This is a genomic window from Streptomyces sp. NPDC003393, from assembly GCF_053589015.1.
The window spans coordinates 224,734-250,884 of record NZ_JBSFRB010000006.1 but is presented as its reverse complement, the minus strand read 5'-3'; the positions used below and the strand labels follow the sequence as shown (position 1 = coordinate 250,884).

Genomic DNA, 26,151 nt, shown 5'->3' with positions numbered 1-26,151 from the left:
GCGGCATGCGAAGGGGGACAGTTGAGCAGGAAACCCGATCTGAGGGGCCGCGCCGCCCGACTGGCGGGGCTCTTCCCGGAGGGCGGCCGACAGGCCGCCCGCACGCCCTTCGTCCTCCTTGTCGTACTGCTCCTGGGCGGCGGCCTCATCGGGCTCCTGGTGCTGAACTCCGCGCTCAGCGAAGGCGCGTTCCAGCTGGACGACCTCCAGAGGGACACCAAGAACCTCACCGATGAGGAACAGGCCCTGCAACGGGACATCGACTCCTACTCCGCCCCCGACGCCCTTCAGCGCCGCGCCCGCGAACTCGGCATGGTGCCCGGCGGCGACCCCGCCTTCCTCGGGCCGGGCGGCACCGTGAAGGGCGTCCCCTCGGCCGCCCCCGCCGAACAGTCCTCCCTCCAGGACGAGCCGGTCTTCGTCGTGCCCCCCGAGGCACTCCCCACCGCACCGTCCGCACCGTCCCCCACGGACGGCCTCACCCCGGCCGCCGGGCAGAGCATGCCGTCGCCCACGCCGTCGCCGGGCGCCGCGGTCTCCGGCCCGGCCGTCCCGACCTCCCCCCAGCCCGCCACGACCCCGACCCAGGGCAGGTGACGGAAGTGCCAGACGCTTCTGGAGAAAGGCGCCCGCCGCGCCGCCGAGTGCCCGGCCCCGCCCGGCCCGCCCGGTCGGGCGGCGGCAGCGGCCGCCCGCGCCCCGGCGCCGGCAGCCGCCCGGCCCGCCGTCCGAACGCCACCCGGCGGCCCCCGCCCGTGCGCGTCCTGCGCCTGGGCAGCCCCCGGCCGCGGCTGCGCATGGTCGCCGTCACGCTGACCCTGGTGATGCTCGTCTTCGTCCTCCGGCTGCTCCAGGTGCAGGCCGTCGACGCGAGCGCCTACGCCGCCAAGGCCGACGAGAACCGCTACGTCGTCCACACCATCGCCGCCGAACGGGGCGGCATCACCGACCGCAACGGCGTGGCCCTGGCGACCAGCGTGGACGCCGAGGACATCACGGCCGACCCCACCATGTTCACGCGCGAGCAACTGAAGATCGGCGACGGCCCCGAACGGGCCGCCGCGCTGCTCGCCCCGATCCTCGGCCAGGACCAGGCGCAGCTCGCCAGGAAACTCAGGACGCACAACACCCGGTACGTGCTGCTCGCCCGGCGGCAGACCCCGCAGGTCTGGAAGCAGATCAAGGACCTGAAGGCCGCGCTCACCAAGAAGGGCCGGGCCGACGGGACCACCGTCAACGTCCTCACCGGCGTCTTCTCCTCGGCCAGCAGCAAGCGCGTGTACCCGGGCGGCGACCTGGCCGCCGGGATACTGGGCTGGGTCAACGCCGACGGCAAGGGCGGCGGCGGCATCGAGCAGCAGCTGGACCAGCAGCTGTCCGGCAAGCCCGGCAAGGTCCGCTACGCCCAGTCCGGCGGCCGGGAGGTACCCACCGCGGGCTCCGACGAGACACCCGCGGCACCCGGGGCCGACGTCGAGCTCACCATCGACCGGGACATCCAGTGGGCCGCCCAGCACGCCATCACCGAGCAGGTGCGCGAGTCCCAGGCGGACCGCGGTTACGTCATCGTGCAGGACACCCGGACCGGCGAGATCCTCGCCATGGCCAACTCCCCGGGCTTCGACCCCAACGACCTGGCCCACGCCGACCCGGACGCGCTGGGCAACGCCGCGGTCCAGGACGCCTACGAGCCCGGCTCCACCGCCAAGGTCATGTCGATGGCCGCCGTACTGGAGGAGCACGCGGCCACGCCGCTCACCCACGTCGTCGTGCCCAACCGGCTGCACCGCGGCGACCGGCTGTTCCAGGACGACGTCGACCACGGCACCTGGTACCTCACGCTCAACGGCGTGCTCGCCAAGTCGAGCAACATCGGCACCATCCTGGCCACCGGCCAGCTCGGCCGGACGCAGCCCGAAGCCAACAAGGTGCTCTACTCGTACCTGCGCAAGTTCGGCATCGGCAGCTACACCGGCATCGACTTCCCCGGCGAGACCAAGGGCATCCTCGCCCCGGCCGACAAATGGTCCACCTCGCAGCAGTTCACGATCCCCTTCGGTCAGGGCTTCTCCATCAACGCCCTGCAGGCCGCGTCCATCTATTCGACGATCGCCAACGGAGGGGTCCGGATCGAGCCGTCCCTGGTGCGCGGCACCAGGGACGCCGAAGGCCGCTTCACGCCCGCCCCCAAGCCCGCGAAGAGCCGGGTGGTGAGCGCGAAGACGGCCAGGCAACTCGCCCAGATGCTGGAGTCCGTCGTGGACGACGAGCAGGGCACCGGACTGAAGGCGCGCATTCCCGGCTATCGCGTGGCGGGCAAGACGGGCACCGCCAACCGCGTGGATCCGGCCACCGGCAGATACCACGGGTACACCTCCTCCTTCGCCGGTTTCGCGCCCGCCGACAAGCCCCGCGTCACCGTCTACTGCGCGATCCAGAACGCCACCAAGGGCAGCTACTTCGGCGGCGAGATCTGCGGCCCGATCTACAAGCAGGTCATGGCGTTCGCCCTGAAGACGCTCCAGGTCCCGCCGACCGGGGCACGGCCCGCGAACCTGCCCGTCGATTTCAAGCCGTGACACCCGCCCGAGTCTGAGCGTCCCGTCCGGGCACCACGCCTCCGCGCGGGACCCGGACGGCCTCCCCGTGGGATCCTTGCGGCCCCGCACGACCCGCGACCCGCACGACCCGCAGGCCCCGTCCTACCCGCAGGACCCGCAAGGCCCGCAGGCCCCGCACGACGCGCGGGACCCGCACCCCAGCTCGACCCGCAAGCCCCGTCCCACCGGAACAGAACCACCAGGACACAGCCCGTGACAACGATCACCCCGGATCCCGGGAACCACCACCCGCCCCGGCCCTCACTTCGCCCGCAGGCCGCTGCGCCCGGTACGCTCACGGCCGTGCCACACCCTGATCAGTCCCAAACCACCCAGAAGGGCGCTTCCGTGACATACCCGGGACCGCCGCGACCGGCTCAGGTCTCCGCCACACCCCTCGCGGAGCTCGCCGATCAGCTGGGTGCCGAGCAGCCGGACGGCGTCGCCGAGGTCACGGGCATCACCCACGACTCGCGTGCCGTGCGCCCCGGCGACCTGTACGCCGCGCTGCCCGGAGCCCGTGCCCACGGCGCCGACTTCGTCGCCCAGGCGGCGAGCCTCGGCGCGCTCGCCGTGCTCACCGACCCGTCCGGCGCCGAGCGCGCGGCCGCGACCGGGCTGCCGGTCCTCGTGGTCGACGACCCGCGCGGGCGGATGGGCGAGCTGGCCGCCACGATCTACGGTCACCCCGGCCGCGACCTGCTCCAGATCGGCATCACGGGCACCTCCGGCAAGACCACCACCGCCTACCTCGTCGAGGGAGGCCTGAAGACCGCGAGGTCCACCGGGCTGATCGGCACGGTGGAGATGCGCATCGGCGAGGAGCGCATCAAGTCCGAGCGCACCACCCCCGAGGCCACCGACCTCCAGGCCCTGTTCGCGGTCATGCGCGAGCGCGGTGTCGAGGCGGTCGCCATGGAGGTGTCCAGCCACGCCCTGGTGCTCGGCCGGGTGGACGGCTGCGTCTTCGACATCGCCGTCTTCACCAACCTCAGCCCGGAGCACATGGAGTTCCACTCCGACATGGAGGACTACTTCCGGGCCAAGGCGCAGCTGTTCACACCGCGGCGCAGCAGACTCGGGGTGATCAATCACGACGACGAGTACGGCCGCCGCCTGGTCAAGGAGGCCACCGTCCCGGTGGTCACCTTCTCCGCCGAGGGCGACCCCGACGCCGACTGGCGCGCCGAGGACGTCCGGGTCGGCCCGCTGGACTCCACGTTCACCGTGATCGGCCCTCAGGGGCAGCGGATCGCCGCCAGGTCGCCGCTGGCCGGCCCGTTCAACGTGGCCAACACCCTCGCCGCCGTCGTCGCCCTGGCCACGGCCGGCCTCGACCCGCAGGCCGCCGCCGACGGCGTGGCCGCCGTGCCGGGCGTGCCCGGCCGGCTGGAGCGCGTCGACGCCGGGCAGCCGTACCTCGCGGTCGTCGACTACGCACACAAGACGGACGCCGTCGAGTCGGTCCTCAAGGCGCTGCGCAAGGTCACCGAGGGGCGGCTGCACGTGGTGCTCGGCTGCGGCGGGGACCGCGACCGCACCAAGCGCGCCCCGATGGGCGCCGCCGCCGCCCGGCTCGCCGACACCGCCGTGCTGACCTCCGACAACCCCCGCTCCGAGGATCCGCTCGCGATCCTCGCCACCATGCTCCAGGGCGCCGCCTCGGTGCCCGCGCACGAGCGCGGCGAGGTGCTCCTGTTCGAGGACCGGGCCGCCGCGATCGCCGCCGCCGTGGGCCGTGCGCAGGCCGGGGACACCGTGCTGGTGGCGGGCAAGGGCCACGAGCAGGGCCAGGACATCGCCGGGGTGGTCCGTCCGTTCGACGACCGCCAGGTGCTGCACGAAGCAATCCGGAAGACCCAGGGATGAAAATCCAGAAGACCCAGGGGATGAACTTGTGATCGCCCTCTCCCTCGCCGAGATCGCAGCAGTCGTCGGCGGGCAGACGCACGACATACCGGATCCGTCCGCCCAGGTCACCGGACCCGTCGTCCGGGACTCCCGGGAGGCGGTCCCCGGCAGCCTCTTCGTCGCCTTCACCGGTGAGCGGGTGGACGGCCACGACTTCGCGCAGGACGTCGTCGAGGCGGGCGCGGTCGCCGTGCTGGGCTCCCGCCCCGTCGGCGTGCCCGCGATCGTCGTCGACGACGTCCAGAGCGCTCTGGGCGCCCTCGCCCGCCATGTCGTACGCCGGCTCGGCGCGACCCTCGTGGCACTGACCGGCTCCGCCGGCAAGACCAGCACCAAGGACCTGATCGCCCAGGTGCTCCGGCGCCAGGCGCCGACCGTGTTCACCCCCGGCTCGCTCAACAACGAGATCGGGTTGCCGCTGACCGCCCTGAGCGCCACGGAGGAGACCAGGTTCCTCGTGCTGGAGATGGGCGCCCGCGGCATCGGCCACATCCGCTACCTCACCGAGCTGACCCCGCCGAAGGTCGGTGTCGTGCTCAACGTCGGCTCCGCCCACATCGGCGAGTTCGGCGGCCGGGAGCAGATCGCCCAGGCGAAGGGCGAGCTGGTGGAGAGCCTGCCCCCGGCCGAGGAGGGCGGCGCCGCGATCCTCAACGCCGACGACCCGCTGGTGAAGGCCATGGCCTCCCGTACGAAGGCGAAGGTGGTGCTTTTCGGAGAGTCCGACGAAGCGGACGTACGTGCCGAGAACGTGAGACTCACGGACAGCGGACAGCCCGCTTTCAGGCTTCACACACCCTCCGGTGCAGCCGATGTGACCATGCGCCTGTACGGTGAGCACCACGTGTCGAACGCGCTCGCCGCGGCCGCCGTCGCCCATGAGCTGGGCATGTCCGCGGAAGAGATCGCCACCGCGCTCTCCGAGGCGGGCTCCCTCTCCCGCTGGCGCATGGAGGTCACCGAGCGCCCGGACGGCGTGACCATCGTCAACGACGCCTACAACGCCAACCCCGAGTCCATGCGGGCCGCCCTGCGCGCGCTGGTGGCCATGGGCCGCGGACGGCGGACCTGGGCGGTGCTCGGCAAGATGGCCGAGCTCGGGGACGAGGCGCTCGCCGAGCACGACGCGGTCGGGCGGCTCGCCGTCCGGCTCAACGTCAGCAAGCTCGTCGCGGTCGGGGGCAGGGAAGCGTCCTGGCTGCAACTGGGCGCATACAACGAGGGTTCGTGGGGTGAGGAGTCGGTGCACGTGTCCGACGCACAGGCGGCGGTCGACCTGTTGCGCAGCGAGTTGCGCCCGGGGGACGTGGTGCTCGTGAAGGCGTCCCGTTCGGTCGGTCTGGAGGGCATCGCCGAGGCGCTCCTCCAGGCCGGGACCGAGGGTGAGGTCGCCGCCCGATGATGAACCAGATCCTCTTCGCGGGCGTCATCGGCCTCTTCCTGACCCTGATCGGCACCCCCCTGCTGATCAAGCTTTTGGCCCGCAAGGGCTACGGTCAGTACATCCGCGACGACGGACCGCGCGAGCACGCCAGCAAGCGCGGTACGCCGACCATGGGCGGCATCGCGTTCATCCTGGCCACGGTCGCCGCCTACTTCCTGTCCAAGGTGATCACCGGCAAGCCCCCGACGTACTCGGGCCTGCTGGTGCTCGGCCTGATGGTGGGCATGGGCATGGTCGGCTTCCTCGACGACTACATCAAGATCGTCAAGCGTCGTTCGCTGGGCCTGCGCGCCAAGGCGAAGATGGCCGGCCAGCTGATCGTCGGTATCGCCTTCGCGGTGCTGTCGCTGCAGTTCTCCGACAACCGCGGCAACACCCCGGCCTCCACCAAGCTGTCGTTCATCACCGACTTCGGCTGGACGATCGGCCCGGTGCTGTTCGTGGTCTGGGCGCTGTTCATGATTCTGGCGATGTCGAACGGCGTGAACCTCACCGACGGTCTGGACGGTCTGGCCACCGGCGCCTCCGTCCTGGTCTTCGGCGCCTACACCTTCATCGGCGTCTGGCAGTACCAGGAGTCCTGCGCCAACGCCGTGACGCTGACCAACCCGGGCGCCTGCTACGAGGTGCGCGATCCGCTCGACCTCGCGGTCGTGGCCTCCGCGCTGATGGGCGCCTGCCTGGGCTTCCTGTGGTGGAACACCTCGCCGGCCAAGATCTTCATGGGCGACACCGGCTCGCTCGCGCTCGGCGGCGTGCTCGCCGGTCTCGCGATCTGCTCGCGCACCGAGCTGCTGATCGCGCTGCTGGGCGGCCTGTTCGTGCTGATCACCATGTCGGTGGTCATCCAGGTCGGCTCCTTCCGGCTCACCGGCAGGCGCGTCTTCCGGATGGCGCCGCTCCAGCACCACTTCGAACTCAAGGGCTGGTCCGAAGTGCTCGTCGTGGTCCGTTTCTGGATCATTCAGGGCATCTGTGTCATCGTCGGACTCGGCCTCTTCTACGCGGGATGGGCAGCGGACAAGTGACCTCATCGGTGCCTTCTGAGTTCCAGGGCAAGCACGTCACCGTCGCGGGACTCGGTGTCTCCGGCGTCCCGGCGGCCAAGGTGCTGCACGGCCTCGGCGCGCACGTCACCGTCGTCAACGACGGTGACGACGACCGGGCCCGGGCCCAGGCCGCCGAACTCGGGGCGCTCGGCGTCACCGTGCGCCTGGGTGACGGCGACACCCTGCCCGAGGGCACCGAGCTGATCGTCACCGCGCCCGGCTGGAAGCCCGGCAAGCCGCTGTTCGAGGCCGCGGACAAGGCGGGCGTGCCGGTCTGGGGCGACGTCGAGCTGGCCTGGCGGCTGCGCGGCCCCGACGCCGCCCCCTGGCTGTGCGTGACGGGCACCAACGGCAAGACCACGACCGTCCAGATGCTGGCGTCGATCCTGAAGGCGGCCGGGCTGCGCACCGCGGCCGTCGGCAACATCGGCGTCTCGCTGCTGGACGCCGTGCTCGGCGAGGAGACGTACGACGTGCTCGCCGTCGAACTCTCCAGCTACCAACTGCACTGGGCGCCGTCCCTGCGCGCCCACTCCGCCGCGGTGCTCAACCTCGCCCCGGACCACCTCGACTGGCACGGCTCCATGGAGGCCTACGCCGCCGACAAGGGCCGCGTCTACGAGGGCAACCGTGTGGCCTGCGTCTACAACGCGGCCGACAAGGCCACCGAGGACCTCGTGCGCGAGGCGGATGTCGAAGAGGGCTGCCGGGCGATCGGGTTCACGCTGGGCACCCCGGGTCCGTCCCAACTCGGCGTCGTGGACGGCATCCTGGTCGACCGCGCCTTCGTCGAGGACCGGCAGCGCAACGCCCAGGAACTCGCCGAGGTCTCGGACATCACCCCGGCCGCCCCGCACAACATCGCCAACGCCCTTGCCGCGGCGGCCCTCGCGCGTGCCTACGGGGTGCCCGCGACGGCCGTCCGGGACGGACTGCGGTCCTTCACCCCGGACGCCCACCGCATCGCGCACGTGGCGGACGTGGACGGCGTGGCCTACGTCGACGACTCCAAGGCCACCAACACCCACGCGGCCGAGGCGTCGTTGGCGGCATATGAGTCGATCGTATGGATTGCGGGCGGTCTGGCGAAGGGCGCGACCTTCGACGAACTGGTCGCGAAGTCGGCGCCGCGGCTGCGCGGTGCCGTGCTCATCGGCGCCGATCGCGCCCTGATCCGTGATGCCCTCGTGCGACACGCCCCCGAAGTCCCCGTCGTCGACCTCGACCGGACCGACACTGGGGCGATGCTCCAGGCTGTCCAGGAAGCGCGGCGGCTCGCTCGGCCCGGCGACACGGTACTGCTGGCCCCGGCCTGCGCGTCCATGGACATGTTCACCAACTACAACAAGCGTGGTGACGCGTTCGCGGAGGCCGTTCGCGAACTCGGCGCCGGCTGACCCCGGCCGCCCCCGCCGCCGGGCGACCTCGGGAGGGACGCGTGGGACCCGCGAGCCGAGTCAGTGCCTGTGCCTGCCCAGGCCCTCGACCTGTGCGGCCGACGTACCGCGGAGGTGGAGATGGCCGCTAGCCCCGGCAGCCGCACCGGGCGGCCCCCCGTGCGGAGGGCCGGCGCACGGCCCGCCGCCGGCCGGAGCGCGCCCGACAACCCCGTACGCCGCCTCGTCACGCGCGCCCGCAAGGCCTGGGACCGCCCGCTCACCGCGTACTACGTGATCCTCGGCGGCAGCTCGCTGATCACCGTGCTGGGTCTGGTGATGGTCTATTCGGCGTCCCAGATCACCGCGTTGCAGATGTCGCTGCCGGGGTCGTACTTCTTCCGCAAGCAGCTGCTGGCGGCCGCGATCGGCGGTGGGCTGCTGCTGGCCGCCGCCCGGATGCCGGTGAAGCTGCACCGGGCCCTGGCCTATCCGATCCTGGCGGGCGCGGTGTTCCTGATGGTGCTGGTGCAGGTGCCCGGGATAGGGCTGTCGGTCAACGGCAACCAGAACTGGATCGCGCTGGGCGGCTCCTTCCAGATCCAGCCCAGCGAGATCGGCAAGCTGGCGCTGGTGCTGTGGGGCGCCGACCTGATCGCGCGCAAGCAGGACAAGCGGCTGCTGACCCAGTGGAAGCACATGCTGGTGCCGCTCGTCCCGGTCGCCTTCATGCTGCTCGGGCTGATCATGCTGGGCGGCGACATGGGCACCGCCATCATCCTCACCGCCATCCTGTTCGGCCTGCTGTGGCTCGCGGGCGCGCCCACCCGGCTCTTCGTCGGGGTCCTGTCGGTCGCCGCCCTGATCGGCCTGGTCCTCATCAAGACCAGCCCCAACCGCCTGGACCGGTTCGCCTGTGTGGGGTCCGGCGACGTCACCAAGTGCTGGCAGGCGGTGCACGGCATCTACGCCCTCGCCTCCGGCGGACTCTTCGGATCCGGCCTCGGTGCGAGTGTGGAGAAATGGGGGCAACTCCCCGAAGCTCACACCGACTTCATCTTCGCCGTCACCGGTGAGGAACTGGGCCTGGCGGGGACGCTGTCGGTACTCGCCCTGTTCGCGGCTCTAGGCTATGCGGGCATCCGCGTGGCCGGACGCACGGAGGACCCCTTCGTCAGGTACGCCGCGGGAGGAGTGACCACCTGGATCACCGCTCAGGCGGTGATCAACATCGGTGCGGTGCTCGGTCTGCTGCCGATCGCCGGTGTCCCCCTCCCGCTGTTCTCCTACGGGGGATCCGCCCTGCTGCCGACCATGTTCGCCATCGGGCTGCTGATCGCCTTCGCGCGGGACGAACCCGCTGCGCGGGCGGCGCTTGCCATGCGGCAGCCTCGCTTTGGTAGAAAGCGGGCGGGAGGCTCCGCGGCCGGCCGGAAGTCCGGCCGGAAGCCCGATCGGAGTGCCGGCCGGAAACCCGGACGTGGCTCCGGCCGGGAGCCCGGCGGGGGCTCGGGCCGTGGCTCGGGCCGGGCATCCGGTGCAGGATCGGATCAAGGGTCCGGCCAGGGGCCTCGGAGATGGAACACGATGCGACGGCGTGCCTCGGCGGCGCGTCCGTCCGGAGAGCGGTGAATTTCGGTGCATGTCGTACTCGCCGGCGGAGGTACCGCGGGCCACATCGAGCCCGCGCTCGCCCTCGCGGACGCCCTGCGCAGGCAGGACCCGACCGTGGGAATCACGGCCCTGGGCACGGAACGCGGCCTGGAGACCCGGCTCGTCCCCGAGCGCGGTTACGAACTCGGGCTGATCCCGGCGGTGCCGCTGCCGCGCAAGCCCACCCCGGAACTGATCACCGTACCGGGCCGGCTGCGCGGCACGATCAAGGCGGCCGAGCAGATCCTGGAGCGCACCAAGGCCGACGCCGTGGTCGGCTTCGGCGGCTACGTCGCCCTGCCCGGCTACCTCGCAGCCAAGCGGCTCGGCGTGCCCATCGTGGTCCACGAGGCGAACGCCCGCCCCGGCCTGGCCAACAAGATCGGCTCGCGCTACGCCGCCCAGGTCGCCGTCTCCACCCCGGACAGCAAGCTGAGGAACGCCCGCTACATCGGCATCCCGCTGCGCCGAGCCATCGCCACCCTGGACCGGGCCGCGGTACGCCCCCAGGCGCGCGCCGCGTTCGGCCTGGACCCCAACCTGCCCACACTGTTGGTCTCCGGCGGCTCCCAGGGCGCCCGCCGGCTGAACGAGGTGGTCCAGCAGGTCGCGCCCTGGCTCCAGCAGGCGGGCATCCAGATCCTGCACGCGGTCGGCCCGAAGAACGAACTGCCGCAGGTGCACCAGATGCCGGGGATGCCCCCCTACATCCCGGTAAGTTACCTGGACCGGATGGACCTCGCGTACGCCGCGGCCGACATGATGCTCTGCCGCGCCGGCGCGATGACCGTCGCCGAACTCTCCGCCGTCGGGCTCCCGGCCGCCTACGTCCCGCTGCCCATCGGCAACGGCGAACAGCGGCTGAACGCCCAGCCGGTGGTGAAGGCCGGTGGGGGACTCCTGGTCGACGACGCGGAACTCACTCCGGAGTGGGTGCAGCACAACGTCCTGCCCGTGCTGGCCGATCCGCACCGGCTGTACCAGATGTCCCGTGCCGCCGGGGAGTTCGGCCGCCGGGACGCCGACGAGCTGCTCGTCGGCATGGTGTACGAGGCGATCGCCTCGCGCCGTTAGGACCATATGACCGAAGGGGCTTGAAAGCGTGGCCGGACCGACGACCGCCGAGCGCGGTGAACGCCAGCAGGAGTCGTCCGGCCCGCCCCTGGCGCGTCGGCTCAGGCCGCCGCGCCTTCGTACGGTCGTGGTCCTGGCGCTGGCGCTGCTGCTCCTCGCCGGCGGCTCCCTCTGGCTCCTGTACGGCTCCGCGTGGACACGGGTGGAGCGGGTGTCCGTCTCCGGGACACGGGTGTTGACGCCGGCCCAGGTGCGCGCCGCCGCCGCGGTCCCGGCGGGGCGGCCGCTCGTTTCCGTCGACACCGACGCGATCGCCGCCCGGTTGCGTCGTCAATTGCCCCGAATTGACGCGGTTGACGTCGTTCGTTCATGGCCTCACGGAATCGACCTGAAAGTGGTCGAGCGCAGGGCGGTCATGGTGGAGGAAAAGGGCGGAAAGTTCATTGAAGTGGACCGTGGCGGTGTCCGGTTCGCCACGGTTTCGCAGGCGCCGAAAGGCGTGCCCGTCCTGGAATTGTCGCTTTCCCGCGACGGCTCGGCGGCGGCGAGCCTGCGGCGCTTCGGCGAGAGCCGGCTGGTGCGCGAGGCGGTCGCCGTCGCGGGAAGCATCCCGGCGGCCGTCGCCCGCGAGACCCGGGCCGTCAAGGTCCGTACCTACGACGACATCTCGCTGGAGTTGAGCGGTGGCCGCACCGTCTCCTGGGGCAGCGCGGAGAGCGGCGCCGAGAAGGCCCGGACGCTCACCGCGCTGATGAAAGCGGCCCCCGACGCGCGGCACTTCGACGTCAGCGTCCCCACCGCTCCCGCGTCGTCGGGGAGTTGACGGGCTTCCGGGCAGGTCAGCACCCTGGTTGGGCAGCGCTATGCCTGATCACATAGGGTGAAAAGAAAAACGGGAGGTTCGGCGTGTTCGTTGAACGGGCGCCACTTGTCGACTTAGTGTCCTGTTCAGAAGACTTCAGGGAACAGACACACTGGTAACCCTAAACTTCAGGGTTAGGGTTCGGGTCGGCACTACGGACCGTCCCATTCGGCATCAGTCGTCGGACCGCGAGGCAGCAGTGCTTCGGCGATTCGGCGACACGTAACTCGAGGCGAGAGGCCTTCGACGTGGCAGCACCGCAGAACTACCTCGCAGTCATCAAAGTCATCGGTGTCGGCGGCGGTGGTGTCAATGCCATCAACCGGATGATCGAGGTCGGTCTCAAGGGCGTCGAGTTCATCGCCATCAACACCGACGCACAGGCGCTGTTGATGAGCGACGCCGACGTCAAGCTCGACGTCGGCCGCGAACTCACCCGCGGACTCGGCGCCGGAGCCAACCCGGCCGTCGGCCGCAAGGCCGCCGAGGACCACCGCGAGGAGATCGAGGAGGTCCTCAAGGGGGCCGACATGGTCTTCGTGACGGCCGGTGAAGGCGGCGGCACCGGCACCGGCGGCGCGCCGGTCGTGGCCAACATCGCGCGTTCGCTGGGCGCCCTCACCATCGGCGTGGTCACCCGCCCGTTCACCTTCGAGGGACGGCGCCGGGCCAACCAGGCCGAGGACGGCATCGCCGAACTCCGCGAAGAGGTCGACACCCTCATCGTCATCCCCAACGACCGGCTGCTGTCCATCTCGGACCGCCAGGTCTCGGTCCTGGACGCCTTCAAGTCGGCCGACCAGGTCCTCCTCTCCGGCGTCCAGGGCATCACCGACCTCATCACCACGCCCGGCCTGATCAACCTCGACTTCGCCGACGTCAAGTCCGTCATGTCCGAGGCCGGTTCGGCCCTCATGGGCATCGGCTCGGCCCGCGGCGACGACCGCGCGGTGGCCGCGGCCGAGATGGCGATCTCCTCGCCGCTGCTGGAAGCCTCCATCGACGGCGCCCGTGGCGTGCTGCTGTCCATCTCCGGCGGGTCCGACCTCGGCCTGTTCGAGATCAACGAGGCGGCCCAGCTGGTCAGCGAGGCCGCCCACCCCGAGGCCAACATCATCTTCGGCGCGGTCATCGACGACGCCCTGGGCGACGAGGTCCGGGTCACCGTGATCGCGGCCGGCTTCGACGGCGGCCAGCCCCCGGCCCGCCGGGACAACGTCCTCGGTGCGACACCCCCCGCGCCGCGCCGCGAGGAGCCCGCCCCGGTACGGCAGTCCGAGAGCCGCCCCACCTTCGGCTCGCTGGGCAGTGTGACCCCGAAGGAGGATCCGGAGTCGGCGACCCCGGAGCCGGTCAACGAACTCCCGGTCTCACCGCCGGTCCCCCCGGCGCCGCGGAGCTACTCGGACAGCGCGGCCGAGGAACTGGACGTACCGGACTTCCTCAAGTGATAGGACAGCGCGACACCGTGAACGGCGCGCACTTCGCCTTCACCGACCGGTGGGGTGGGGTGAGCGCCGTTCCGTACGAGGAGCTCAACCTCGGCGGCGCGGTCGGTGACGACCCCGGCGCCGTACGCACCAACCGCGACCGCGCGGCCGCGTGTCTCGGCCTCGACCCCGCCCGGGTGGTCTGGATGAACCAGGTGCACGGGACGGACGTGGCCGTGGTGGACGAACCCTGGGGAACGGCGGCCGACATCCCGTCCGTCGACGCGGTCGTCACCCGCCGGCGCGGGCTCGCCCTCGCCGTGCTCACCGCCGACTGCACCCCCGTGCTGCTCGCCGACCCCGTCGCGGGGATCGCCGCCGCGGCCCACGCCGGACGGCCCGGCATGGTGGCCGGGGTGGTTCCCGCCGCCGTGCGCGCCATGGTCGAACTCGGTGCCGAACCGGGCCGGATCGTCGCCCGCACCGGACCCGCGGTGTGCGGCCGGTGCTACGAGGTGCCGGAGGCGATGCGCGCCGAGGTGTCGGCCGTCGAACCGGCGGCGTACGCCGAGACGAGTTGGGGCACGCCGGCCCTCGACGTGAGCGCCGGGGTGCACGCGCAGCTCGAACGCCTCGGGGTGCACGACCGGGAGCAGTCGCCGGTGTGCACGCGGGAGTCGAAGGACCACTTCTCGTACCGCCGCGACCGCACCACCGGCCGGCTCGCGGGCTATGTCTGGCTGGACTGATGGGGCATGACGGACCGTAGGGAAGAAATCGCCGGAAATCTGGCGAGGGTCGAGGAGCGCATCGCCGCCGCCTGCGCGGCCGCGGGGCGTGCGCGTCAGGAGGTGACCCTCATCGTCGTCACCAAGACCTACCCGGCCGCGGATGTGCGGATCCTGTCGGAACTCGGTGTGCGGCACGTCGCCGAGAACCGTGACCAGGAGGCGGCGCCCAAGGCCGCCGAATGTGCGGATCTGCCCCTCAGTTGGCACTTTGTCGGTCAATTGCAGACCAACAAGGTGCGATCCGTGGTGGGTTATGCGGATGTCGTGCAGTCCGTCGACCGCTCCCGGCTCGTCACCGCGCTGTCGAAGGAGGCCGTGCGGGCCGGGCGCGAGGTGGGGTGCCTGATCCAGGTCGCCCTGGACGCCGGAGAGAGCGGACGGGGGGAGCGGGGTGGCGTGGGCCCCGGCGGAATCGAAGAGTTGGCCGACCTCGTCGCCCGTTCCGAGGGGCTCCGGCTCGACGGGCTGATGACGGTCGCGCCGCTGACCGGCGAGTACGCCGGGCGTCAACGCGCGGCGTTCGAACGGCTCATGGATTTGTCGACGTCCCTGCGCGGGAGCCATCCGACTGCCACCATGGTCTCGGCAGGGATGAGCGCGGACCTCGAACAGGCCGTGGCCGCCGGGGCGACACACGTACGCGTCGGCACTGCGGTACTCGGAGTCCGCCCCAGGCTCGGGTAACGTCGCCAGGAAGTCGGACCACAGCAGAAAATATGGTCAATACCGCCGAAGAAGGCGCAACGACCTCGTGGATCGCGGGGACTTGGCGGTCGTCAGCGGATCCACCACAGAGCGGAGGACTCAGAGCATGGCCGGCGCGATGCGCAAGATGGCGGTCTACCTCGGCCTCGTGGAGGACGATGGGTACGACGGCCGGGGCTTCGACCCCGATGACGAGTTCGAGCCCGAACTGGACCCAGAGCCGGAGCGGGACCGTCGACGGCACGAACCGTCGCATCAGTCACTTGGGACACATCAGTCGCAAAGGGACGAACCGGTACGCGTGGTGCAGCCTCCGGCACCCCGCGAACCCGTGTCCCATTCCACTTCGCTTCCGGCGGAATCAGGGCGTCCGGCGCGTATCGCGCCCGTGGCGTCCATCACACAAGAACGCGCAAGCCTGGAGAAGAACGCACCGGTGATCATGCCCAAGGTCGTGTCCGAACGTGAGCCGTACCGGATCACCACGCTGCACCCGCGGACCTACAACGAGGCCCGTACCATCGGGGAACACTTCCGTGAGGGCACCCCGGTGATCATGAATCTCACTGAGATGGATGACACAGATGCGAAGCGACTTGTCGACTTTGCGGCCGGTTTGGTGTTTGGTCTTCACGGCAGCATCGAGCGGGTGACGCAGAAGGTGTTTCTGTTGTCGCCTGCTAACGTCGATGTCACGGCGGAGGACAAGGCCCGCATCGCAGAGGGCGGGTTCTTCAACCAGAGCTGAGACACGGACCGGACGACAGGCACGGAACAGGGGAGAGGGAAGCACCGATCATGGGCGTGGCCATGGAGGTTCTCTACATCGCGCTGATGGTGTTCCTCATCGTGCTCATCTTCCGGCTGGTCATGGACTATGTGTTCCAGTTCGCCCGCTCGTGGCAACCCGGCAAGGCGATGGTGGTCGTTCTTGAGGCCACCTACACTGTCACCGATCCACCGCTGAAGCTTCTGCGGCGGTTCATCCCGCCGCTGCGTCTCGGGGGCGTGGCGCTCGACCTGTCCTTCTTCGTACTGATGATCATCGTCTACGTCCTGATCGCCATCGTGGGAAACCTGGCGACGTGACAGTGGACGATACGGTCTTGCCGACTGCCGATGACTACGTTGAGGTGAAGAGATGCCGTTGACCCCCGAGGACGTGCGGAACAAGCAGTTCACGACCGTCCGCCTCCGAGAAGGCTATGACGAGGACGAGGTCGATGCCTTCCTCGACGAGGTCGAGGCCGAGCTGACCCGTCTGCTCCGTGAGAACGAGGACCTGCGCGCCAAGCTGGCCGCGGCCACCCGTGCCGCCGCCCAGAACCAGCAGAACATGCGCAAGCCCCCGGAGCAGCAGGACCAGCCGCAGCACCAGCAGGGCGGCATGCCTCAGCAGGGTGGGATGCCTCAGCAGGGCGGGATGCCTCAGCAGGGTGGGATGCCTCAGCAGGGCATGCGAGGTCCCGGGGCTCCGGTGCCCGCCGGGATATCGGGCCCGCCGCAGCAGCAGATGGGCGGCCCCATGGGTGGCCCGCCCCAGCTGCCGAGCGGTGCCCCGCAGCTGCCCGCCGGCCCCGGCGGACAGGGCCCGCAGGGTCCCGGCCCCATGGGCCAGGGTCCTGGTCCGATGGGTCAGGGTCCGATGCAGGGCCAGATGGGTCCGGGCCCGATGGGCGGCCCCGGTCCCATGGGTGGTCCCGGCCCGATGGGTCAGGGTCCCGGTGGCGACAGCGCCGCGCGCGTCCTGTCGCTGGCCCAGCAGACCGCCGACCAGGCGATCGCCGAGGCCCGTTCCGAGGCCAACAAGATCGTCGGCGAGGCGCGTTCGCGTGCCGAGGGCCTCGAGCGCGACGCCCGCGCCAAGGCCGACGCGCTGGAGCGGGACGCACAGGAGAAGCACCGTGTCGCGATGGGCTCCCTGGAGTCCGCCCGCGCGACGCTGGAGCGCAAGGTCGAGGACCTGCGCGGCTTCGAACGCGAGTACCGTACGCGCCTGAAGTCGTACCTCGAGTCCCAGCTGCGCCAGCTGGAGACCCAGGCCGACGACTCCCTGGCCCCGCCGCGCACCCCCGCGACGGCCTCCCTCCCGCCGTCCCCGGCGCCCTCCATGGCCCCGGCCGGCGCGAGCGCCCCGTCCTACGGCGGCAACCAGACGATGGGCGGCTCGCCCAGCCCGTCCGGCCCGTCCTACGGCGGCCAGCAGCAGATGTCCCCGGCGATGACCCAGCCGATGGCACCGGTACGACCGCAGGGCCCGTCCCCCATGGGCCAGGCCCCGTCCCCGATGCGCGGCTTCCTCATCGACGAGGACGACAACTGAGGACCCCCTGAAGGGTTCCTGAGACAAGGCATCGGCAGCCTGCGAGAACGGCCCCGGAGGTTTTCACCTCCGGGGCCGTTCGGCTTTTCCAGGGGCGCGGAGAACCGCGCGAAAGGTTCGGGTCCAAGCCTCCGGTGATGTGAAGGGGCGGCGGGGCGGGCACCCTCGGGCGCCCGCCCCGCCGGGGCTCACGCCTTGCGCAGACGGAACGTCAGCGACAGCCCCTCGTCGGTGAACTCGGCACCGTAGGTGTCGTCCGCCTCGCCCTGCGCGAAGTCCGTCGCGAGCACCTCCTCCGCGATGAGCCCCGCGTGCTCGGACAGCGCCGAGATCACCGCCGGGTCCGTGGACACCCACCGCAGCGCGATCCGGTCCGCCACGTCCAGCCCACTGTTCTTGCGGGCCTCCTGGATCAGCCGGATCGCGTCCCGGGCCAGGCCCGCCCGGCGCAGCTCCTCCGTGATCTCCAGGTCCAGCGCCACCGTCGCACCCGCGTCCGACGCCACCGACCAGCCCTCACGCGGAGTCTCGGTGATGATCACCTCGTCCGGCGCGAGCGTGACCGTCTCACCGTCGACCTCCACCGACGCCGTACCCTCCCGCAGCGCCAGCGACAGCGCCGCCGCGTCGGCCCCGGCGATCGCCTTGGCCACGTCCTGCACCCGCTTGCCGAACCGCTTGCCCAGCGCCCGGAAGTTGGCCTTCGCCGTGGTGTCGACCAGCGATCCGCCGACCTCGCTGAGCGATGCCAGCGAGGAGACATTCAGCTCCTCGGTGATCTGCGCGTGCAGCTCCCGGTCCAGAGAGTCGAAGCCGACGGCGGCGACCAGCGCCCGGCGCAGCGGCTGACGGGTCTTGACGCCCGACTCCGCGCGGGTGGCCCGGCCCAGTTCCACGAGCCGGCGCACCAGCACCATCTGCCGCGACAGCTCCGGGTCGATGGCGGTCAGGTCCGCCTCCGGCCAGGAGGACAGGTGGACGGACTCCGGGGCGCCCGGGGTGACCGGCACGATCAGGTCCTGCCAGACCCGCTCGGTGATGAACGGCGTGATCGGCGCCATGAGCTTCGTCACCGTCTCGACGACCTCGTGCAGCGTGCGCAGCGCCGCCTTGTCGCCCTGCCAGAAGCGGCGGCGCGAGCGGCGCACGTACCAGTTGGACAGGTCGTCGACGAACGCGGACAGCAGCTTGCCGGCGCGTTGGGTGTCGTACGCCTCCAGTGCCTGCGTGACCTGGTCGGTCAGCGCGTGCAGCTCGCTGAGCAGCCAGCGGTCCAGGAGCGGGCGGTCGGCCGGGGCCGGGTCGGCGGCGGACGGCGCCCAGTTCGAGGTACGGGCGTACAGCGCCTGGAAGGCGACCGTGTTCCAGTACGTCAGGAGCGTCTTGCGGACGACTTCCTGGATGGTGCCGTGGCCGACCCGGCGGGCCGCCCACGGGGAGCCGCCGGCCGCCATGAACCAGCGGACCGCGTCCGCGCCGTGCTGGTCCATGAGCGGGATCGGCTGCAGGATGTTGCCCAGGTGCTTGGACATCTTGCGGCCGTCCTCGGCGAGGATGTGGCCCAGGCACACGACGTTCTCGTACGACGACTTGTCGAACACCAGCGTGCCGATCGCCATCAGCGTGTAGAACCAGCCGCGGGTCTGGTCGATGGCCTCGGAGATGAACTGCGCCGGGTAGCGGCTCTCGAACAGTTCCTTGTTCTTGTACGGGTAGCCCCACTGCGCGAACGGCATCGAACCCGAGTCGTACCAGGCGTCGATGACCTCCGGCACGCGCGTCGCCGTGCTGCCGCAGCCCTCGTGCGGGCAGGCGAAGGTGACCTCGTCGATGAACGGCCGGTGCGGGTCCAGGCCCGACTGGTCGGTGCCGGTCAGCCGGGACAGCTCCGCGAGGGAGCCGACGCAGGTGAGATGGTCGTCCTCGCAGCGCCAGATCGGCAGCGGCGTGCCCCAGTAGCGGTTGCGGGACAGGGCCCAGTCGATGTTGTTGTTCAGCCAGTCCCCGTACCGGCCGTGCTTGACGGTCTCCGGAAACCAGTTGGTCTTCTCGTTCTCCTCCAGCAGCCGGTCCTTGATCGCCGTGGTGCGGATGTACCAGGACGGCTGGGCGTAGTACAGCAGCGCGGTGTGGCAGCGCCAGCAGTGCGGGTAGCTGTGCTCGTACGGGAGGTGCTTGAAGAGCAGGCCGCGCTGCTGGAGGTCCTCGGTGAGCTTCTCGTCGGCCTTCTTGAAGAACACGCCGCCGACCAGCGGCACGTCCTCCTCGAAGGTGCCGTCCGGGCGGACCGGGTTGACCACCGGCAGACCGTAGGCGCGGCAGACCCTGAGGTCGTCCTCACCGAAGGCCGGGGACTGGTGGACCAGACCCGTACCGTCCTCGGTCGTCACGTACTCGGCGTTCACCACGAAGTGCGCCGGCTCGGAGAACTCGACCAGCTCGAACGGGCGCTGGTACGTCCAGCGTTCCATCTCGGCGCCGGTGAAGGTCTGCCCGGTGCTCTCCCAGCCCTCGCCCAGCGCGCTGCCCACGAGCGGCTCGGCGACGACGAGCTTCTCCTCGCCGTTCGTGGCGACGACGTAGGTCACCTCCGGGTGCGCGGCGACCGCCGTGTTGGACACCAGGGTCCAAGGGGTCGTCGTCCACACCAGCAGTGCGGCCTCGCCGGCCAGCGGGCCCGAGGTGAGCGGGAACCGGACGTAGACGGACGGGTCGACGACCGTCTCGTAGCCCTGCGCCAGCTCGTGGTCGGAGAGCCCGGTGCCACAGCGCGGGCACCAGGGGGCGACCCGGTGGTCCTGGACGAGGAGCCCCTTGCCGAAGATCTCCTTCAGCGACCACCAGACGGACTCCATGTACTCGGGGTCCATGGTGCGGTAGGCGTCGTCGAGGTCGACCCAGTAGCCCATGCGGGTCGTCAGCTCGGCGAAGGCGTCGGTGTGCCGGGTCACGGACTCACGGCACTTGGCGTTGAACTCGGCGATGCCGTACGCCTCGATGTCCTGCTTGCCGGAGAAGCCCAGCTCCTTCTCCACCGCCAGCTCCACGGGGAGGCCGTGGCAGTCCCAGCCGGCCTTGCGGGCCACGTGGTGGCCGCGCATGGTGCGGAAGCGGGGAAAGACGTCCTTGAAGACGCGCGCCTCGATGTGGTGGGCGCCCGGCATGCCGTTGGCGGTGGGCGGGCCCTCGTAGAACACCCATTCGGGGCGGCCCTCGGACTGCTCCAGGCTCTTGGCAAAGATCTTCTGCTCGCGCCAGAAGTCGAGCACGGCGTGCTCGAGCGCGGGCAGGTCGACCTGGGCGGGCACCTGGCGGTACTGCGTCATCGATCTTCCTCCGGCGGACGTACTGCCTTCCGTCGGAGGGACGAGAGCATCGTGCTTCCACGCCGTGTGCGGCGCGCTCCCGCGGTACCACCCTCCTTGGCTCCCCGGTGCGCCGTACGCTCCGGCGAGCCCCCTCATTGGGCTCGCGATGCCGGTTCTACTGGCCCTCGCGGTCTCGCTGGGGCGTTCTTCCGGCGGCTCCGGGGTGATCTTCACGTCGTGCTCGCCCCCGGGCTCACACCGTCCCCGGGTCGCTCTGGGCTGCGTACGCCGCTACTCGTCCCCATCCACGCTTCTCGCTCCGCCCAGTGTACGGCGCCCCGGGGACAGTGGCCGACCGGTTTTCGCGCGCGAGGCGGCGCGGAGGCGGTGAGCGGTCCGCGGGTGGCGCGGGGCCGGGCAGGGGGTCACGCCGGGCGGGCGGGACGCGCGGCGCGCGGGGCCGACCAGGGTGCGCTCGGTGACCCGAACGGCCAGGTGCGCCGCCTCGGGATCGCAGGACCTGCGGTTGGTCGGATTACCCGGCGAAGAGCTGGGCACAACGCATGCATGCCGGCCGAGCGGTACGCGCGAGGCGGGCGAATCGGGCGGCGTGCCCCGTTGCCGCGGGACTCGAGTCGATTTATCGTCCCAGCACGATTCGCGAGCAAGATCACAATATGTGAAGGGGCCGCGGCCATGGTGGCGAAGAAGACCGCCGAGCAGTCGGCGTCCGGCAGGTCGCGGGATTCGGGCGCCTCCGTCGGCGCGGTCAAGGACGTGAACGGGATGCCGAGCACCCACGCCGCGTCCACGGCCGCGAAGACGAACACGAGGACGACGAGGACGAAGCCGAAGACCACGAAACCCGCAGCGAAGCCCGCCGCGGAACCCCTCGCGGAGGGGGCGGCGGACGAGCCCGGAGCGCAGGAGACCCACGCGCAGGACACCCCGCACCGCGGCACGCGCGCGCGGACCACCGGCGGCAAGAAGGCCCCCGGGACCTCCGCGCGGCAGCCGGACTCCGAGGCGACGGCACCCGAAACGGCGGCGAAGGACGCCGCCGGCACCCCCGCGCGGGGTGAGGACGGCGCCGGCGCGGGCAGGAAGAGCACGGGCAAGAAGGCGGGCGCGGCTCGGGCCGCGAAGCAGACGGGAGCCACGACGGTGGTTGCGAAGAAGACTCCTGGTACGGCCGCGGCGGCCACGACCGCCGTCCCCAAGGCACACGCCGTCGCGGCGGTGGACCCGGCCGACCTCGCGGTGCGTCCCGGCGAGGACCCCTGGACCGCTGAGGAGGTGGCGGAGGCCCGCGCCGAGCTGGAGTCCGAGATGGAGCGGCTGCGCACCGAGATCAGCTCGTCCGAAACGTCCCTCGCGGGGCTGATGCGGGACTCGGGCGACGGCGCGGGCGACGACCAGGCGGACACCGGGGCCAAGAACATCACGCGCGAGCACGAGATGGCGCTCGCCGCCAACGCGCGCGAGATGCTCGTCCAGACCGAGCGCGCCCTGGACCGGCTGGACGCGGGCACCTACGGTCTGTGCGAGAACTGCGGCAACCCGATCGGCAAGGCCCGCATGCAGGCCTTTCCACGCGCCACCCTGTGCGTGGAGTGCAAGCAGAAGCAGGAACGCCGGTACTGAACCGGGTACGGGACGTGCCGTACTCTCGTCCTCAGTCAGGTACCTAGGTCGAAGGACTCACGTGGCAGAGGCGGAGCGCATCATCGGTACGCCGGACACACCGGATGCGGCACGGCCCGGGCAGGACGGGCCAGGCGGGAACACGGCACCGGGCCGTCGGTCCGGCGCCGAGGACGCGCGCGCCGACTCCACGGCGGCCGACTCCACGGCGGCGAAGAGCCCCGCGCAGCCTGCGGGGCCGGCCGACGCGGCCCCCGGCGTCGCCGGGACGTCCTCCCGCGCGGGCGAGCCCCGCGCGGACGACGCGGCCCCCGCCGCGGCCGAGCGGCCCCGGCGCGGGCGCCGGATCGCCGTGCTGTTCTCCGTCGCGGCCTTCGCGTACGCCCTCGACCTGATCAGCAAGGTGATCGTGGTCGCCAGGCTGGAGAACCACGCGCCGGTGAGGATCCTCGGGGGCTGGCTGCAACTGGAGGCCTACCGCAACCCGGGTGCCGCCTTCAGCTTCGGCGAGGCCTACACGGTGATCTTCACGGTGATCGCCGCCGCCGTGATCGTGGTGATCACCCGCCTCGCCCGCAAGCTCTACAGCCTGCCCTGGGCGATCGCCCTCGGCCTGCTGCTCGGCGGAGCGCTCGGCAACCTCACCGACCGGATCTTCCGCGCGCCCGGTCTCTTCGAGGGCGCGGTCGTCGACTTCATCGCCCCGAAGCACTTCGCCGTCTTCAACCTCGCCGACTCCGCGATCGTCTGCGGAGGCATCCTGATCGTGCTGCTCTCCTTCCGCGGCCTGGACCCGGACGGCACCGTCCACAGGGACTGAGCGACCCGGTCGTCCACAGGCTCCCGTCCGGGGTGTCGGGCTCGTCCGGCATACTCGACGGGTGAGCACGCTTCCCGAGATCCGTACCCTGCCCGTACCCGACGGCCTGGAGGGCGAGCGCGTCGACGCCGCCATCTCCCGCATGTTCGGCTTCTCCCGTACGAAGGCGGCCGAGCTGGCCGCCGCGGGCAAGGTGCTGGTCGACGGCACGGCGGTCGGCAAGTCCGAGCGGGTGCGCGGCGGGGCCTGGCTGGAGGTCGAGATGCCGCAGGCACCCGCCCCCGTGCAGGTCGTCGCCGAACCGGTCGAGGGCATGGAGATCGTGCACGACGACGAGGACGTGGTGGTGGTCGTCAAGCCGGTCGGCGTCGCCGCGCACCCCAGCCCCGGCTGGACCGGGCCGACGGTCATCGGCGGACTGGCCGCCGCCGGCTACCGCATCTCGACCTCCGGCGCCGCCGAGCGCCAGGGCATCGTGCACCGCCTCGACGTCGGCACCTCCGGCCTGATGGTGGTCGCCAAGTCCGAGTACGCGTACACGTCGCTCAAGCGCCAGTTCAAGGAGCGCACGGTCGACAAGCGCTACCACACCCTCGTCCAGGGCCACCCCGACCCGACCAGCGGCACCATCGACGCGCCCATCGGCCGGCACCCGAACCACGACTACAAGTGGGCGGTCACGGCCGACGGCAAGCCGTCCGTCACCCACTACGACCTGATCGAGGCCTTCCGCGCGGCCTCCCTGCTGGACGTGAAGCTGGAGACCGGGCGCACGCACCAGATCCGCGTCCACATGGCCGCCCACCGCCACCCCTGCGTCGGCGACCTCACCTACGGCGCCGACCCCACCCTCGCCAAGCGGCTGAAGCTGACCCGGCAGTGGCTGCACGCCGTGCGGCTCGGGTTCGAGCACCCCGGCGACGGCCGGTGGGTGGAGTTCACCAGCGACTACCCCGAAGACCTTCAGAAGGCCCTGGACCGGGTCCACGAGGAGACCTACGCATGAGCACACTGTCGGGCGGCACCCCGTACACGACCCGCCCTGCCGAGGACCCCGCCGACCGCGAGGCCTGCTTCGCGGTGCGCAAGGAGGTCTTCGTCCGGGAGCAGGGCGTCGACGAGACCATCGAGTACGACGCCTACGACGCGGTCGCCGTGCATGTGCTGGCGGTCCGCGAGGACGGCGTGCCGCTGGGCACCGGGCGGCTGCTGTACGGCGAGGTCGCGGCGGCGAAGACCGGCGGGGATCTCTCCGTGGGCTCCCTGGGACGGCTCGCCGTCCTGCCCGAGGCCCGCGGGCTGGGCGTCGGCGCCGCCCTGGTGCGCGCCATCGAGGACGCGGCACGCGCGCGCGGCCTCACGGCGGTGGACCTGCACGCGCAGACCCACGCCCTGGGCTTCTACGAGCGGCTCGGGTACGAGGCGTACGGCCCGGAGTTCCCGGACGCCGGCATACCGCACCGGGCGATGCGGCGCGCCCTGTAGGCCCCGGTGGCCGAAGGGGACGGCGGGGCGGATGACATGGCAGGCTTGACCCCTGCCGTGTGCACGTCCGACCCTCCGGAGCGCTGAGCGTGGACCAGTTGGCCCTGCTGTTCATCGTGTTGCTCGGGGCCGTGATCAGCGTCCCGGTCGGGGAGCGGTTCGGGCTGCCCGCGCCGGTGCTGATGACACTCCTCGGGATCGTCCTCGCGGTCCTGGAGTTCGTGCCCAACGTCGACATCCCGCCCGAGCTGATCCTGCCCGCCCTGTTGCCGCCGCTGCTCTACGCCGCGGTGCGGCGCACCTCCTGGCGGCAGTTCTCGGCGAACCGGCGGCCGATCTTCCTGCTGGCCGTGGCGCTGGTGTTCGTCACCACCGTCTGTGTCGCCGCCGTCGCCCACACCATCGTGCCCGGGCTGCCGCTCGCCGCGGCCGTGGCGCTCGGCGCGCTCGTCGCACCGCCCGACCCGGTCGCGGCGACCGCCGTCGCCGGGCAGCTCGGTCTGCCGCGCCGGCTGGTGTCGATCCTGGAGGGCGAGGGGCTGTTCAACGATGTCACGGCCATCGTGTTGTACCACGTGGCGATCGCCGCCGCCGTCAGCGGGGAGTTCTCGGCCTGGCGGGCCGGTCTCGACCTGGTGCTGTCCGCGGTGGTCGCGGTGGCCGTCGGCGTGGCGCTCGGCTGGGGGGCGAACAAGCTGCTGGGACTGCTGGGGGACGCGACCCTCCAGATCGGGCTGACACTGCTGGTGCCCTACGCGTCCTACGTCCTGGCCGAGGAACTGCACGGCTCCGGCGTCCTCGCCGTGCTCACCACCGCGCTGTTCCTGGCCGAGTACGCCGCCGACGCCGACGACGTGATGACCCGGCTGGCCGGGCACACGGTCTGGGACGTGGTCGACACGCTCGTCACCGGGGTGGCCTTCGGGCTGGTCGGCCTGGAGCTGCACCACGCCATCCGGACCGCCGCCAGCCACTGGAGCGAGCTGCTCGGCTGGGCGGCGGCGGTGGTGGGCGTGGTGGTGTTCGTCCGGCTGCTGTACCTGCTGCCGGCGACCTGGCTGACCCTGCGCCTGCACGCCCGGCGCGACACCGACGAGGACATTCCGACCAGCTGGCGGGAGACCGTCGTCATGTGGTGGTCGGGGATGCGGGGCGTGGCCTCGGTGGCGTTGGCGCTGGCCATCCCGCTGAAGACGGACAGCGGCGCCCCCTTCCCCCACCGGAACGAGATCGTGTTCATCGCCTTCGGCGTGATCATGGCGACGCTGGTGGTCCAGGGGCTGACCCTGCCGTGGCTGGTCAAGCGGCTCGGGGTGCAGGCGGACACCGAGCGGGAGCAGGCGTTCGAGCGGGAGCTGGCCGTGCGGGCGGCCAAGGCGGCCAAGCGGCGGCTGCGCGAGATCGAGTCGGTCGAGGACCTGCCGGACGAGCTGTCCGAGCTGATGCAGCGACGGGCCTTCGAGATCGGGCTGCGGATCAACCCGCAGATCGGGGACGAGGAGCGCCGGGAGGCCCGGGTGCGGCGGCTCAAGCGGCTGCGGCGGATCCAGGGCGAGATGCTCAGCGCGGCACGCCACGAGGTGCTGGCCGCGCGCAGCGAGCCCGGCGCCGACCCGGAGATCGTCGACCGGGTGCTGCGCCACCTCGACGTGCGCAGCCTGCGGTGAACTCCGGCC

21 protein-coding genes are annotated in these 26,151 nt (G+C 71.4%); 20 read left to right on the top strand and 1 reads right to left on the bottom strand.

Going from position 1 to position 26,151, the window contains the following annotated elements:
* Positions 1 to 21 precede the first annotated feature (21 nt).
* The 15 genes from ACWDUZ_RS09205 to ACWDUZ_RS09135 all read left to right on the top strand — a co-directional run bounded on the left by ACWDUZ_RS09205 (position 22) and on the right by ACWDUZ_RS09135 (position 17,218).
* Positions 22 to 597 carry a septum formation initiator family protein gene (locus ACWDUZ_RS09205; protein WP_451631165.1) on the top strand — a complete coding sequence of 192 codons (576 nt, stop codon included), beginning with the start codon at positions 22 to 24 and terminating at the stop codon, positions 595 to 597.
* A complete protein-coding gene (locus ACWDUZ_RS09200; protein WP_451631164.1) occupies positions 594 to 2,579 on the top strand; it encodes a peptidoglycan D,D-transpeptidase FtsI family protein in 1,986 nt (661 codons plus the stop codon). The genes ACWDUZ_RS09205 and ACWDUZ_RS09200 overlap by 4 nt, the downstream gene beginning before the upstream one ends.
* Positions 2,580 to 2,813: 234 nt before the next feature.
* Positions 2,814 to 4,469 carry a UDP-N-acetylmuramoyl-L-alanyl-D-glutamate--2,6-diaminopimelate ligase gene (locus tag ACWDUZ_RS09195; protein ID WP_451631163.1) on the top strand — a complete coding sequence of 552 codons (1,656 nt, stop codon included), beginning with the start codon at positions 2,814 to 2,816 and terminating at the stop codon, positions 4,467 to 4,469.
* Positions 4,470 to 4,497: 28 nt separating this feature from the next.
* Complete coding sequence (locus tag ACWDUZ_RS09190) at positions 4,498 to 5,913, top strand: UDP-N-acetylmuramoyl-tripeptide--D-alanyl-D-alanine ligase (protein ID WP_451631162.1); 1,416 nt, start codon at positions 4,498 to 4,500, stop codon at positions 5,911 to 5,913.
* A complete protein-coding gene (mraY, locus tag ACWDUZ_RS09185; protein WP_451631202.1) occupies positions 5,913 to 6,983 on the top strand; it encodes a phospho-N-acetylmuramoyl-pentapeptide-transferase in 1,071 nt (356 codons plus the stop codon). Before ACWDUZ_RS09190 ends, mraY begins: the two co-directional genes overlap by 1 nt.
* Positions 6,980 to 8,401 (top strand): UDP-N-acetylmuramoyl-L-alanine--D-glutamate ligase, encoded by a 1,422-nt coding sequence (murD, locus tag ACWDUZ_RS09180; RefSeq protein WP_451631201.1) that lies wholly within the window; start codon positions 6,980 to 6,982, stop codon positions 8,399 to 8,401. The genes mraY and murD overlap by 4 nt, the downstream gene beginning before the upstream one ends.
* 120 nt (positions 8,402 to 8,521) lie before the next feature.
* Positions 8,522 to 10,012 (top strand): putative lipid II flippase FtsW, encoded by a 1,491-nt coding sequence (gene ftsW / locus ACWDUZ_RS09175; RefSeq protein ID WP_451631161.1) that lies wholly within the window; start codon positions 8,522 to 8,524, stop codon positions 10,010 to 10,012.
* Positions 10,013 to 10,018: 6 nt separating this feature from the next.
* Entirely contained in the window at positions 10,019 to 11,107 is a 1,089-nt protein-coding gene (murG, locus tag ACWDUZ_RS09170; RefSeq protein WP_451631160.1) for an undecaprenyldiphospho-muramoylpentapeptide beta-N-acetylglucosaminyltransferase, read from the top strand.
* Positions 11,108 to 11,135: 28 nt separating this feature from the next.
* The gene (locus ACWDUZ_RS09165) at positions 11,136 to 11,930 is read left to right on the top strand and encodes a cell division protein FtsQ/DivIB (RefSeq protein WP_451631159.1); all 795 of its coding nucleotides are present in this window, start codon (positions 11,136 to 11,138) and stop codon (positions 11,928 to 11,930) included.
* Positions 11,931 to 12,217: 287 nt separating this feature from the next.
* Positions 12,218 to 13,420: a cell division protein FtsZ gene (ftsZ, locus tag ACWDUZ_RS09160; RefSeq protein ID WP_451631158.1), complete on the top strand. Its 1,203-nt coding sequence runs from the start codon at positions 12,218 to 12,220 to the stop codon at positions 13,418 to 13,420.
* A complete protein-coding gene (pgeF, locus tag ACWDUZ_RS09155) occupies positions 13,417 to 14,148 on the top strand; it encodes a peptidoglycan editing factor PgeF (protein WP_451631157.1) in 732 nt (243 codons plus the stop codon). The genes ftsZ and pgeF overlap by 4 nt, the downstream gene beginning before the upstream one ends.
* Positions 14,149 to 14,154: 6 nt before the next feature.
* Positions 14,155 to 14,874 (top strand): YggS family pyridoxal phosphate-dependent enzyme, encoded by a 720-nt coding sequence (locus ACWDUZ_RS09150; RefSeq protein WP_451631156.1) that lies wholly within the window; start codon positions 14,155 to 14,157, stop codon positions 14,872 to 14,874.
* 127 nt (positions 14,875 to 15,001) lie between these two features.
* Entirely contained in the window at positions 15,002 to 15,643 is a 642-nt protein-coding gene (locus ACWDUZ_RS09145) for a cell division protein SepF (RefSeq protein WP_358864497.1), read from the top strand.
* 50 nt (positions 15,644 to 15,693) lie between these two features.
* On the top strand, positions 15,694 to 15,984 hold the full coding sequence (locus ACWDUZ_RS09140) for a YggT family protein (RefSeq protein ID WP_030167740.1): 291 nt from the start codon (positions 15,694 to 15,696) through the stop codon (positions 15,982 to 15,984).
* Between the two features lie 52 nt (positions 15,985 to 16,036).
* A complete protein-coding gene (locus ACWDUZ_RS09135) occupies positions 16,037 to 17,218 on the top strand; it encodes a DivIVA domain-containing protein (RefSeq protein ID WP_451631155.1) in 1,182 nt (393 codons plus the stop codon).
* Positions 17,219 to 17,406: 188 nt separating this feature from the next.
* On the opposite strand, the gene ileS is transcribed toward ACWDUZ_RS09135, so the two are convergent.
* Complete coding sequence (gene ileS, locus ACWDUZ_RS09130) at positions 17,407 to 20,544, bottom strand: isoleucine--tRNA ligase (protein ID WP_451631154.1); 3,138 nt, start codon at positions 20,542 to 20,544, stop codon at positions 17,407 to 17,409.
* 678 nt (positions 20,545 to 21,222) lie between these two features.
* Here ileS and ACWDUZ_RS09125 point away from each other — a divergent pair.
* The 5 genes from ACWDUZ_RS09125 (at position 21,223) to ACWDUZ_RS09105 (ending at position 26,142) form a co-directional block, all read left to right on the top strand.
* Positions 21,223 to 22,170 (top strand): TraR/DksA C4-type zinc finger protein, encoded by a 948-nt coding sequence (locus tag ACWDUZ_RS09125; RefSeq protein WP_451631153.1) that lies wholly within the window; start codon positions 21,223 to 21,225, stop codon positions 22,168 to 22,170.
* A gap of 61 nt (positions 22,171 to 22,231) precedes the next feature.
* The gene (lspA, locus tag ACWDUZ_RS09120) at positions 22,232 to 22,990 is read left to right on the top strand and encodes a signal peptidase II (RefSeq protein WP_451631152.1); all 759 of its coding nucleotides are present in this window, start codon (positions 22,232 to 22,234) and stop codon (positions 22,988 to 22,990) included.
* A gap of 61 nt (positions 22,991 to 23,051) precedes the next feature.
* Positions 23,052 to 23,996, top strand: coding sequence for an RluA family pseudouridine synthase (locus tag ACWDUZ_RS09115; RefSeq protein ID WP_451631151.1), 945 nt, complete (start codon positions 23,052 to 23,054; stop codon positions 23,994 to 23,996).
* Positions 23,993 to 24,475, top strand: a complete 483-nt coding sequence (locus tag ACWDUZ_RS09110; protein WP_451631150.1) for a GNAT family N-acetyltransferase — start codon at positions 23,993 to 23,995, stop codon at positions 24,473 to 24,475. Before ACWDUZ_RS09115 ends, ACWDUZ_RS09110 begins: the two co-directional genes overlap by 4 nt.
* Before the next feature lie 89 nt (positions 24,476 to 24,564).
* Positions 24,565 to 26,142 (top strand): Na+/H+ antiporter, encoded by a 1,578-nt coding sequence (locus ACWDUZ_RS09105; protein WP_451631149.1) that lies wholly within the window; start codon positions 24,565 to 24,567, stop codon positions 26,140 to 26,142.
* The last annotated feature ends 9 nt before the right edge of the window (positions 26,143 to 26,151 follow it).

What these genes read in the sequence shown, in the direction of transcription:
- ACWDUZ_RS09135 (WP_451631155.1), top strand. Translation starts at nt 16,037, where the DNA reads ATGCCGTTGACCCCCGAGGACGTGCGGAACAAGCAGTTCACGACCGTC.
- mraY (WP_451631202.1), top strand. Translation starts at nt 5,913, where the DNA reads ATGAACCAGATCCTCTTCGCGGGCGTCATCGGCCTCTTCCTGACCCTG.
- ACWDUZ_RS09150 (WP_451631156.1), top strand. Translation starts at nt 14,155, where the DNA reads ATGACGGACCGTAGGGAAGAAATCGCCGGAAATCTGGCGAGGGTCGAG.
- ileS (WP_451631154.1), bottom strand. Translation starts at nt 20,544, where the DNA reads ATGACGCAGTACCGCCAGGTGCCCGCCCAGGTCGACCTGCCCGCGCTC.
- ACWDUZ_RS09125 (WP_451631153.1), top strand. Translation starts at nt 21,223, where the DNA reads ATGGTGGCGAAGAAGACCGCCGAGCAGTCGGCGTCCGGCAGGTCGCGG.
- ftsW (WP_451631161.1), top strand. Translation starts at nt 8,522, where the DNA reads ATGGCCGCTAGCCCCGGCAGCCGCACCGGGCGGCCCCCCGTGCGGAGG.
- ACWDUZ_RS09145 (WP_358864497.1), top strand. Translation starts at nt 15,002, where the DNA reads ATGGCCGGCGCGATGCGCAAGATGGCGGTCTACCTCGGCCTCGTGGAG.
- ACWDUZ_RS09140 (WP_030167740.1), top strand. Translation starts at nt 15,694, where the DNA reads ATGGGCGTGGCCATGGAGGTTCTCTACATCGCGCTGATGGTGTTCCTC.
- ACWDUZ_RS09110 (WP_451631150.1), top strand. Translation starts at nt 23,993, where the DNA reads ATGAGCACACTGTCGGGCGGCACCCCGTACACGACCCGCCCTGCCGAG.